Genomic DNA, 11534 nt, shown 5'->3' with positions numbered 1-11534 from the left:
GGCCTGTTAAAAAGAGAGTTTTGGCCGTTGGGTTCATTATAAAAAGTCCGGCTTGGCGGGTGACGAACCATCGTTCCCGCCCGCCGGCGGCAGGGGGATTGTCATGCGCGGGCTGATGCGGTGTGTCGTGGCGGGGCTGGCCCTGACGCTTATGGCCGCCCCTGGATTGGCCGGCGCCCAGGGCGTGCCCGTGCCGGAGATCGCCGGGCCGGTTCTGGGCCCGGTGACGACGACGCATGGCGTCATGCTGAACGGCAAGACGGTGCGCTACACCGCCACGTTCACGGAAGCGGTGCTGAAGGACGCCAGCGGCAGGCCCTTGGCCACCCTTTCGGCCACCGCCTATGTGGCGAGCCCAGTGGTGAAGACGCGGCCGGTGCTGTTCGTGTTCAACGGCGGACCCGGCGCCTCATCCTCGCCGCTGCATTTCGGCGCCTTCGGTCCGCGCAGCATCGTCAAGGGGCCGGATGGCAAACGCGCCATGGCCGACAACCCGCATAGCCTGCTGGCGGATGCCGACCTGGTGTTCATCGACCCCGTGGGCACCGGCTTCAGCCGCGTGCTGCCCGGGGGCGACGGCCACCCCTATTGGAACGCCGATGGCGATGCCCAGGCGGTGCTGGGCCTGATCCGGGACTGGTTGCGCGATCAGGGCCGCGCCGGCTCCCCCCTCTACATCGCCGGGGAAAGCTATGGCGGCTTCCGCCTGGCCACGATGATGAAGTTCGCGGGTGACCTGCCCATCGCCGGCCTGATCCTGATTTCCCCCGCCCTGGACTTCACGGCGACGGCGGAGGCGCCCGGCAACGACCTGCCTTACATCTTCGCGCTGCCGGCCATGGCGGTGACGGCCTGGAAGCACGGCCGCGCCAAGATCGACGCCCAGACGCCGGACCAAGTGTTCCAGATCGCCGCCGACTATGCCGAAGGGCCCTACGCCCTGGCGCTGCTGAAGGGCGGACGGCTGCCGGCGGCGGAACGCGACGCCGTGGCCACCCGCCTGGCCGATCTGATCGGCCTGCCGGCCAAGACCATCGCCGACTCCAGCCTGCGTGTCGGCACCCAAACCTTCCTGGAAACGCTGCTGGCCGACCAGGGCCTGGTGGTGGGCCGTCTGGACGGCCGTGTTACCGGGCCGGCCCCCAGGGACACCCCCGCCGACCGCCCGGCCGCCGCCAAGGACCCGGCGCTGGGCTTGGGATCCAGCAACGTCATCACCTCCGCCGTCGCCACCGATTACTTCAAGCATGAGCTGAACCTACCGGTGGATCGCGACTATGTGTCCCTGACCCTGGACGTGAACTTCGGGTGGGACTTCAGGCCGGCCAAGCGCGACGATCAGTTCTACCTCAACGCCGCGCCCGCCATCGCGCCCGTCATGCGGGCCCAGCCCAAGACCCGCCTGCTGCTGGTCGGCGGCTATTACGATCTGGCCGTGCCGCTGCTTTCCGCCCGCTACGCCATCGAGCGGGCGGGCATTCCTCTTGACCGCGTGACCGTTGCCGCCTTCGATGCGGGTCACAGCCCCTTTGACGGGGAGGCGGGGCAGGGTCGGATGCAGGAGATGATGCATGGCTTTTTGGTGGGGCGCTGATCGCCGGCTGTGGGCGGCCGTAACGGCCATCGGCGTGACGTTGGCGGCGGGGGCGCGGGCGGAAAGCCTGCATCAATATTCCGGCCTGACCCTATCGGGTGACGGCAAACGCCTGGCCGCGGTTGAGGCCGACAAGGCGGAAGGCGCGGGCAGCGCCGGCCATGGCGCAGTCGTGGTGCGCGGCATGGACGGCACGGTGGCGCTGAAGGTGGACCCGTGCGACGCCTGCCGCTATGGCAACCCCGCCTGGTCCCCCGACGACAGGACGCTGGCCTTCGTCGGCAGTGCCGGCGGGCAGGCGGTGCTGTACCTGATGGATGGCGCCACCGCGCGCCCCTTGGCCGCCATACAGGGGCTGGCCCACACGCCGCGCTGGTCGCCGGATGGCCGGGAAATCGCCCTGCTGGTGACAGAGAACGCCAAGAAGGAGGCGGGTGCCACCCAAGCCGGCGCCCGCCAGGTGGGCGAGCAGGGCGAAGGCGACGATGTCCAGCGCATCGCCATCGTCACGGTCGCCAACGGCGCCGTGAAACTGGTCAGCCCGGAGCGGACCTACGTCTACGAATATGATTGGACGCCGGATGGCAAGGGCTTCGTCGCCACGGCGGCGGAGGGCAACGGCGACAACAACTGGTGGATCGCCAGCCTGCGCGCCTTCGGGCGTGATGGTTCCGCCCGGATCATCGCCAGCCCCGCCACCCAGATCGCCTTTCCCCGCGTCTCGCCCGACGGCAAGACCGTGGCCTTCATCGGCGGGCTGATGAGCGACTTCGGCTCCTTCGGGGGCGATGTCTACACCGTGCCCTTCCAAGGCGGCCAGCCCAAGGACGTGACCGCCGGCTATGCCGGCACGCTGACCTCCCTGGTGTGGCGCGGCAGTCGCCTGGTGGCGGGCGTCACGGTTGGTGGCGAGACGGGCAGCGCCGTGGTCGATCCGGCCAAGGGTACCGTCACCGAGGTCAGGACGGCGCCAGCCACCCGCAGCGCCGGCGATGGCCGCGTGGCGCTGGACCGTGCCGGCACCCGCGCCGCCTGGGTGGCGGAAGGCTTCGATTTCGGCCCGCGCATCGAATACGGCCGCCTGGGCGATCTGGCCGCCATCACCCATGACAACGACGCCCTGGCGCCGCTGGTCACCGTCACCGACCTCGCCTGGAAGAACGATGGCATGGCCGTCCAGGGCTGGCTGGTGACGCCCAGAGCACCGGCTGCTGACGGCGCCAAGCTGCCCATGGTGGTGAACATCCACGGCGGTCCCTCCGCCGCGCACACGCCGCGCTTCGTCTGGGGCGACATCATGGCCGCCTTCGCCAAGGCCGGCTATGCCGTGTTCCTGCCCAATCCGCGCGGCAGCTTCGGGCAGGGGGAGGCGTTCACACGCGCCAACATCCGCGACTTCGGCGGCGGCGACCTACGCGACATCATGACCGGCATCGACAGGGCGGAAGCGCAGGCCCCCATCGACGACGCGCGGCTGATGATCTTCGGCCGCAGCTATGGCGGCTTCATGAGCATGTGGGCCATCACCCAGACCCAGCGCTTCAAGGCCGCCGCCATCGGCGCCGGCTTGTCGGACTGGTATTCCTATTACGGCCAGAACGGCATCGACCGCTGGATGATCCCCTTCTTCGGCGCGTCGGCGTATGAGGACCCGGAGATTTACGACCGGTTGTCGCCCATCCGGCACGTCCGCGCCGTGAAGACGCCCACCCTGCTGCATGTGGGGGAACGCGACATCGAAACCCCGGTAATGCAAACGCGGGAGTTCTGGCACGCGCTGCGCGCCCTGGGCGTGGAGACCAGCTTCATCGTCTACGCCGACGAGGGCCATGTCATGCAGAAGGCGGAGAACATCGAGGATTTGAACCGCCGCACCATCGACTGGTTCGAGCGGCACATCGGCACCACCGGCGGAACCGCCGGCGCCCATGGCGGGGCGCAGCCCTGACCGGCAGCGCCATGACCGGCACCGCTATGCCCGAAGTGGCACCGGGGCGGCATAGTTTATGCGGCCCCGGTCCTGTTCATCCCATATCGGCATAATCTATCCGGCAAGCCCGCGATAGGCTTTTGCCAACACAGGGAATTACGGCCTGGGCGATGCCTGGGCCGCCCTCGGGTCGGTGACGCCCCGATGGGAAAAGCAGGAGCACCGGGCATGAAAAAGCGCGTTCCCCCCAGCCGTTACCCGCACCGTGCCGCATCCGGCACCTGGAAGGTCCAGGCCGTCCTGCTGGCCCTGGCCATGGGTGCCGCCGCCGGGGCGCAGGCCGCGCCGGTGACCGAAAAACTGGTCATCATCCAGAACGGGGAAACGGTGGGCACCGTCACCGGTGTCACCGATGGCGCCTCGGTCAGCGTCGACTACTACGTCGACGACAACGGCCGCGGCCCGAAGCATAAGGAGACCCTGACCATCGGCGCCGGCGGCATCCCCACCCGTTGGACGGTGGCCGGCACCTCGCTTATGGGGGGCGGGGTCAATGAGAGATTCACGTGGGAAGGGGGCCAGGCAAGCTGGATCAGCCAGGCGGACAAGGGCACGGTGCCCGCGGCCAAGCCTCCGCTTTATGTCGTCAATGATGACAGCCCCTGGGCCTTGGGCGTTTACGCCCGCGCCCTGCTGAAGGCGCCGGGCAACAGCCTGCCGCTGCTGCCGGCCGGCAGCATGCGCCTGATCAAGGTCAAGGCCACCACGCTGGGCCAGGGCAAGGACGCCGTGCCCCTGACGCTCTACCGGATCGAAGGCGTGAACCTGGCGCCGGACTATGTGCTGCTGGACAAGGCGGGCCGCCTGTTCGCCACCTTCGGCGGACACGAACTGACCATCCGCCAGGGCCATGAGAAGGAGGCGCACGCCATCCAGGCCCTGGGCACCGAAGCAGAGCGCACCCTGGCCCAGGACCGGCAGAAGGCCCTGGCCCACCGCTACAGCCAGCCGGTGCGCATCCGCAACGTCCATGTCTTCGACCCGCGCACGGGCACGCCGGGCGGCCTGTCCACCGTCATCGTGCTGCGCGACCGCATCACCGCCGTCCTGCCGGCGGAGCAGGATGGCAGCCCGGTTGACGACCAGGTGATCGTGGACGGGCAGGGCGGTACCTTGATGCCGGGCCTGCACGACATGCATTCCCACACCACGCTCAACTCCGGCCTGTTCTACCTGGCCGCCGGTGTCACCGAGACGCGGGATATGGGCAACGACAACGCCTTCCTGCAGGACCTGATGCCGCGCATCGAAGCCGGGGAACTGGCGGGCCCGCGCATCACGCCCAATGGCTTCCTGGAAGGCCGCAGCCCCTATTCCGCGCGCTATGGCATCATCCCGGAAACGGTGGCCGACGCGGTCAAGGCCGTGGACTGGTACGCCGACCGCGGCTATTTCCAGATCAAGATCTATAATTCCATGACGCCGGACTGGGTGCGCCCCATCGCGGACGAGGCGCACAAGCGCGGCATGACCGTCACCGGCCATGTGCCGGCCTTCGACACGCCCGACCGCTGCATCAGGGACGGCTATAGCGAGATCACCCACATCAACCAGCTGATGCTGGGCTGGCTGCTGAAACCGGAGGAGGACACCCGCACGCCCCTGCGCCTGACCGCCATGGCGCGCGCCGCCGACCTGGACCTGAACTCCGCTCCCGTGCAGGCGACGGTGAAGCTGATGGGCGAGGGGCACATCGCCCACGATCCCACCGCCGTCATCCTTGAACGCCTGATGCTGAGCCGCGCCGGCACGACCCCGCCGGGCGATGTCGATTATCTCGACAACATGCCCATCGGCTATCAGCGCTATCGCAAGCGCACCTTCGTGCCCCTCAAGTCACCCGCCGACGATGAGGCATACGTGAAAGCATTCGGTAAAGTGCTGGAGACGCTGAAGCTGCTGCACGACAAGGGCATCCGCCTGCTGCCGGGCACGGACGACGTCACCGGCTTCACCGTGCACCGGGAGATGGAACTGTACACCCTGGCCGGGATCAGCCCGGCCGAGGTGCTGCGCCTGTCCACCCTGTCGCCCGAGGAATATATGGGCCACGGCGATTTGGGCACGGTGGAGCGCGGCAAGCTGGCCGACCTGGTACTGATCGCCGGCGATCCCACCCAAGACATCCGCGCGGTGAAGAAGCCGCGCCTGGTGATGAAGGGCGGGGCCATCTACTACCCCAGCGAAATCTACCAGTCGCTGAGCATCAAGCCCTTCGCCGACGCCCCGCCGGTCACGGCACCCAAGGCGGACGCCGGCCCCGGCGATAGCCTGGGCGCGCCCGGCCTGTTCGGCGGCGGCCACGACGACGACATGGGCGACTGAGCCGACGCAGGTTTCTGGGGAGCGTAGCGGACTGGAAACCGAGGATAAGCCAAGCCTGCGGATGCAGGCGCCCGGTGCTTAAGGGAACAAAAATGGGCAACTACAAGACGGCGTTGATGGTGGGCGTTATGCTGGCCTGCCTGACAGGCGAAGCTTCGAACGCGGCGGAGGTGGGCGGGAGGTCCGCCGCCACGGCCGGCGCGCCGCGCGTGTTCACCTCCGATCATAGCGGCACCTTCAATGGGCGGAAGCTGCGCTATACGGCGACGATGGCGGAAACCATCCTGACCGATCCGGCCGGGCAGAAGACGGCCAGCGTCTTCACCACCAGCTACATCCGCACCGACGTGCCCAAGGGCACGGTGCGCCCCGTCGTGTTCGTCTTCAACGGCGGCCCGGGCTCCGCCAGCCTGTGGCTGCACATGGGCTTCGTCGGGCCCAAGCGGGTGGACTTCACCGACCCGGTGCACCCGCCGACCACGCCGCCATTCCATACGGTGGACAACCCCGACAGCCCGCTGGACGTGGCCGACATCGTGCTGATCGACCCGCCCGGCACCGGCTATAGCCGCATCCTGCCGGCCGGTAAGCCGGAGCAGTATTACGGCACCGCCCAGGACGCGCAGATGACCGTCGAGGTGATCGAGCGCTGGACGCGGGAGCATGACCGCTGGAACGCCCCCAAGTACCTCATGTCCGAAAGCTACGGCACCATCCGGGCCGCCGTGGTCGCCCGCCTGCTGGCCGGTGGCCCCATGGCGACCGGCACCATGGACGGCATGACCCTGAACGGCGTCATCCTGTTGGGCCAGTCCATGGACATGAGCGGTTCCGGCGGGGACGACGCCCGGTACCTGACGGCGCTGCCCACCCTGGCCGCCACCGCCTGTTATCACCACAAGGGCCCGGCCGGCTGCACGGCCGAGGGCCAGGTGGCCGCCGCCAAGGCCTTCGCCGCCGACCGCTACTTGAAGGCGCTGTACGCCGGCAACACCCTGCCGGACGCGGAGCGGGAGGCGGTGGCGGCGCAGTTGGCGAGCTTGACCGGCCTGCCGCCAGCCATCATCACCGCCAACGATTTGCGCATCAGCGCCACCACCTTCGCGCACACCTTGCTGGCGTCCGAGGGGCAGGAGATCGGGGCCTATGATGGCCGCTACACCCTGCCGCTGGCTGGCAGCGGCAAGGACCCGGTCGCCGACGATCCGGCCATGGGCCAGTACGTGCCAGGATTTGTCGGCGCCTTCGACGGCTATATCCGCCATGACCTGAGCGTGACGGTACCGGAGGCGTATGAGGCGATCTCCTTCCGCACCGTCAACGGCCGCTGGGACTATGGCAAGGGGCCGGGCGAGGGAGCGGATGCCAATTCCGCCAAGGATCTGGCCATCGCCATGCGGCGCAACCCGCGCCTGCGCGTCATGGTGGGCGCCGGCTATTACGACCTGGTGACCACGCTGGGCTCAGCCGCCTTCACCATCGCCCACGCCGGCATCCCGCAGGACCGCACCGAAACCCACCTCTACCCCTCGGGCCACATGCCCTATCTGGGCGATGAGGCGCGGGCCGCCCTGGCCCGGGACGTGCGCGCCTTCCTGACCGCCGATACGAAGTGATTCTGCAAGATGAGCGATAGCAAGGCCGGCCTTAAGCCCGGCGGCTTGAAGCAGGGCGTCACCCTGATCGACCTGGTGATGCTGGGGGCGGGTACCGCCATCGGCGCCGCCATCTTCTCCGTGCTCGGCCCCGCCACACAGGTGGGCGGCGCCGGCATCCTGGTGGCGGCCGGACTGGCCGCCTTGCCCATGGTGTTGTTCGCCCTGGTCTACGCCTACATGGCGTCCGCGGTGCCCCGCACCGCCGCCTCCTACGAGTGGCAGCGGCAGTTCAGCCACCCGCTCATCGCCTTTTCCATCGTCTGGCTGCGGGTGCTCAGCAATGCCGTGGTCATGATCGTGCTGGGCCGGGTGCTGATGAACTATCTGGGGATGGTGCTGCCCTTGCCGGCGGTGCCGGTCATCCTGGGCCTGTTCACCCTGATCTTCGCCCTCAACTACCTGGGCGTGGCCGTGGCGGCACGGGCGCAGACGGTGCTGATGATCATGCTGTTGGGCCTATTCGCCGTGCTCGTGGTCAGTGGCGCCCCGGCGATGAAGCCGGAACTGTTCGTGCAGGCGGTGACCGGCGGCTGGACACCCATCCTGGCGGCCCTGCCGCTGATGATCCAGTTGTTCCTGGGCATCGAGACCGCGACCGAGGTGGGGGAGGAGGTCAAGAACGCCAAGGTGGTGGTGCCCTGGGGCATCGCGCTGGGCCTGCTGCTGACCGTGGTGGTCTACGTCGCCGTCTCCTTCACCGCGCTCAGCGTCGTGGGACCGGAGGCGCTGGGCTCCGCCAAGGCGCCCCTGCTGATGGTGGCGCAGGCCACCCTGGGCCGCTGGGCCACGCCCCTGATCGTCACGGCGGCGGTGGCGGCGCTGATCAAGTCAATGAACGCCATCTTCCTGGTCTACGCCCGCTTCCTCTATGCCATGGGCGCCACCGGCGTGTTGCCGGCGCCGTTGGGCCGCATCCACCCACGCTTTGGCACGCCGCACGTGGCGACGGCGGTGGCCTTCCTGGCGTCGTGCATCGGGCTGTTCCTGCCCGACAGCCTACTGTTCCTGCTGCTGTCCATCAACGTGCCGACCATGATGAAGTATTTCGGCTCGTGCCTGGCCGCCTACAACGTGGCGGACAAACACCCGGAGGTGCGGGCCCAGGCCCGGCTGCGTTTCAGCCCCGGCCTGGTGAAGGCCCTGTCGGCCCTGGGCATGCTGGCCGCCCTGGTCATCGCGGCCCTGGGCTTTGGCACCGACTGGCGACCCTATGCCTTGCTCACCGTCTGGCTGGCGCTGGGATTGACATATTATTTCCGGACCTGGCGGCGGGCGGCGGCGATCTGAGCACTTTGGGACGATCTGAAACACCCGACAAATAAGGAAGCAGGAAGCCGAAGGGGGCCTCGGGGGAAGGAGCGGCCGCCACGCGGAAATGCGAGTGATTCTTATTGACTGTTCCCCGATATTCCGCGAAGCCTGAGGCCGCCACATCAAGATGGTTAATCCACCTGAATTGCATGGGGCGACGCAGGCGGAGGTGAGGTTGTGCGCGACCCCAATATGCGACTAGCTCTTAATCGCATTTTCCGCTGGTGATGGTGAAGCGAGATTTTTGGGATTGTGGGGAGAACGCAGGTAATGAAGTCCAGGAAAGCGGCGTGCTTGCATGCCGCCTATCTCATGGGCACCGTGGCGCTGCTGGCCCTGGTGCCAGGCGGAGGGGCGCGCGGGGCGGATGGCACCGACGGCGGGGTGTCCACGGACACGTTGGCGACGATTGACGTCTATGCGGACCGGGAGAACGCCCAGACGGTCGCGACCAAGCTGCCCATGACGCCGCACGAACTGCCCCAGTCGCTGTCGGTTCTCGGCGCGGAACAGGTGCAGGAACAGAAGCTGGTCACGCTGGACGACGCCATGCGCCAGACGCCAGGCGTGATCGTGGAGCCCATCGACGGCAACCGTGTGAATTTTTATTCACGGGGCTTCGAGATCATCAACCTGCAGTATGACGGCATTCCCACCACCATGGATGACCGCATCTTCGCGCCGCCGGATCTGGCGGTCTTCGACAAGGTGGAGGTGCTGAAGGGCCCCGCCGGCTTGCTGGCCGGTTTCGGTGGCCCCGGCGGCGCCATCAACCTCGTGCGCAAGGTGCCGCTCAGCACGACGGCCGGTTATGCCAACCTGACCGTCGGTTCGTGGGATAACTATCGGCTTGAGGGGGACTTCACCGGTCCCCTGAATGAGGCCGGCACCGTGCGCGGCCGGCTGGTCGGCGCGTTCCAGGAGCGGGACAGCTTCCAGGACTGGGCGCACCAGAAGCGCCTGCTGGGCTATGGCACCGTGGGGGCCGACCTGACGCCCGACACAACGGCTACCGTGGGCGCCTACCGGCAGGAGAACGACTACAAGGGCGGCTGGAACCTACCGGGTAAGGTTAACGTGGTGGGCGGCAAATATGTCCTGAGCCTGCTGGATGTGCCGCGCTCCACCTCGCTGGGGGAGAAATGGAACGATGACCAGTTCACCACCACCGGCGCCTTCGCCAATGTGGAGCATCGCTTCGGCAACGGCTGGCACATCAACTTGGGCACGCAGTACCTGGACAACGTGTTGGACCGGGTCATGGCTTATGCCTACGCCCCGGTGATCGCGGGGCAGAACACCACCACGATGTATGCCCAGAAGGTGCGCTACGACCAGTCGCAGGCGGGTACCGACATTTCCGCCTCCGGCCCCTTCAGCCTGTTCGGCCAGGTGCACGAGGCGGTGATCGGCGCCAGTTATGAACGGACCGAGTTCCGTGCCCGCTCCGCCAACGGCTACAACGCCAACGGCAGCCTCTGGTCGTCCACCGTCAACGTCTACTCCCCCGTGGCGACGGCGGCGGAACCGGTGTGGGCCCCCTGGCAGCGGGACGACAGCACCCTGACCCAGACCTATAGCACTTATGGGGCGGTACGGCTGCGCCTGCTGGACCCGCTGCGCCTGATCGCCGGGGTGCGGGCGACCTGGTGGGACACGGCGGTCGACACCACCCTTCCAGCCAACACCCCGCGCAGCACGGCCTCAATCAATGGCAAGGTCACGCCCAATGCCGGCCTGGTCTATGAGGTGAACCCGGCCGTGGCGCTCTACACCAGCGTCACCAAGGTCTTTGAACCGCAGTCCTACACGGATGCCAGCGGTAAGGTGCTGAAGCCCCTGCAGGGCCTGCAGTACGAAGTCGGCACCAAGGTGGACTTGTTCGAAGGCCGCCTGCATAGCAGCGTGGCGCTGTTCCATGTCGATGAGGAAAACCGCGCCCAGGCCGACACGCGCTATCCCAACCAGTCCATCTACCTGGCCCAGGGCAAGGCGCGGAGCCAGGGCGTGGAACTGGACCTGACGGGCGAGGTGCTGCCCGGCTGGACCGTCACCGCCGGCTACGCCTACACCTTCGCGGAGAACCTGGACACCAGCGTCACCGACAGCAGCGCCTTCAGCGCCATCGCACCCAAGCATTCCTTCAAGCTGTGGACCAACTATCGCTTGCCGGAAAGCCTGGATCAGCGCTGGACCATCGGTGGCGGCGCCACGGTGCAGTCGGCCATCTCCAACACCTTCCCCACGTTGGGCAACGCCGTGCTGACCCAGGGCGGTTACGCCGTGTTCGACGCCCGCGTCGGTTTCGACGTGACGGAGAAGGTCAGCATCGCGGCCAATGTGAAGAACCTGTTCGACCGCACCTACTACCAGCGCATCGGCACACCGCAGTCGGGCAACATCTATGGCGAACCCCGGTCCGTGCTGGTGACCCTGCAGGCCAAGCTGTGACCCTGACGGGGGCGTGCCTTTGCCCCCGTCAGGGCGCTGCCGCCAGAGCGGATCGCAAGAATGCGAAATCGCTATGAAGCGTGAATCCGCTCGCTGACAAGGACCTGGAGCCGAGCGCGTTTAACCGAAACCTGCTCGGTTCCTAGAGCAGACTCAGCGAGAACCGGCTGCGCCTGGTTTTAAGCAGCCGGCTCCGGACGCAGAC

6 protein-coding genes are annotated in these 11534 nt (G+C 67.5%); all 6 read left to right on the top strand.

The genetic code is table 11. The features are described from left to right. Window positions 1-103: 103 nt before the first annotated feature. Window positions 104-1594, top strand: coding sequence for a S10 family peptidase (locus tag UCD39_RS10020; RefSeq protein WP_330495883.1), 1491 nt, complete (start codon window positions 104-106; stop codon window positions 1592-1594). Then, the gene (locus tag UCD39_RS10015; protein ID WP_330495882.1) at window positions 1572-3542 is read left to right on the top strand and encodes a prolyl oligopeptidase family serine peptidase; all 1971 of its coding nucleotides are present in this window, start codon (window positions 1572-1574) and stop codon (window positions 3540-3542) included. Before UCD39_RS10020 ends, UCD39_RS10015 begins: the two co-directional genes overlap by 23 nt. A 210-nt stretch (window positions 3543-3752) precedes the next feature. After that, entirely contained in the window at window positions 3753-5909 is a 2157-nt protein-coding gene (locus UCD39_RS10010) for an amidohydrolase family protein (RefSeq protein ID WP_330495881.1), read from the top strand. A 92-nt stretch (window positions 5910-6001) separates the two neighbouring features. Then, a complete protein-coding gene (locus UCD39_RS10005) occupies window positions 6002-7525 on the top strand; it encodes a S10 family peptidase (RefSeq protein ID WP_330495880.1) in 1524 nt (507 codons plus the stop codon). 9 nt (window positions 7526-7534) lie between these two features. Further along, on the top strand, window positions 7535-8854 hold the full coding sequence (locus UCD39_RS10000) for an APC family permease (protein WP_330495879.1): 1320 nt from the start codon (window positions 7535-7537) through the stop codon (window positions 8852-8854). A gap of 294 nt (window positions 8855-9148) precedes the next feature. Continuing rightward, window positions 9149-11329: a TonB-dependent siderophore receptor gene (locus tag UCD39_RS09995; RefSeq protein ID WP_330495878.1), complete on the top strand. Its 2181-nt coding sequence runs from the start codon at window positions 9149-9151 to the stop codon at window positions 11327-11329. Window positions 11330-11534: the final 205 nt, after the last annotated feature.

This window comes from Nitrospirillum karajorum (assembly GCF_036348415.1).
Classification (GTDB): Bacteria; Pseudomonadota; Alphaproteobacteria; order Azospirillales; family Azospirillaceae; genus Nitrospirillum; species Nitrospirillum amazonense_B.
The sequence above is the reverse complement of the archived record's forward strand: the minus strand, read 5'-3'. Positions and strand labels throughout refer to the sequence as shown.

Coding starts and splice junctions, on each gene's coding strand:
- UCD39_RS10010 (WP_330495881.1), top strand. CDS start 3,753: ATGAAAAAGCGCGTTCCCCCCAGCCGTTACCCGCACCGTGCCGCATCC.
- UCD39_RS10020 (WP_330495883.1), top strand. CDS start 104: ATGCGCGGGCTGATGCGGTGTGTCGTGGCGGGGCTGGCCCTGACGCTT.
- UCD39_RS10005 (WP_330495880.1), top strand. CDS start 6,002: ATGGGCAACTACAAGACGGCGTTGATGGTGGGCGTTATGCTGGCCTGC.
- UCD39_RS09995 (WP_330495878.1), top strand. CDS start 9,149: ATGAAGTCCAGGAAAGCGGCGTGCTTGCATGCCGCCTATCTCATGGGC.
- UCD39_RS10015 (WP_330495882.1), top strand. CDS start 1,572: ATGGCTTTTTGGTGGGGCGCTGATCGCCGGCTGTGGGCGGCCGTAACG.
- UCD39_RS10000 (WP_330495879.1), top strand. CDS start 7,535: ATGAGCGATAGCAAGGCCGGCCTTAAGCCCGGCGGCTTGAAGCAGGGC.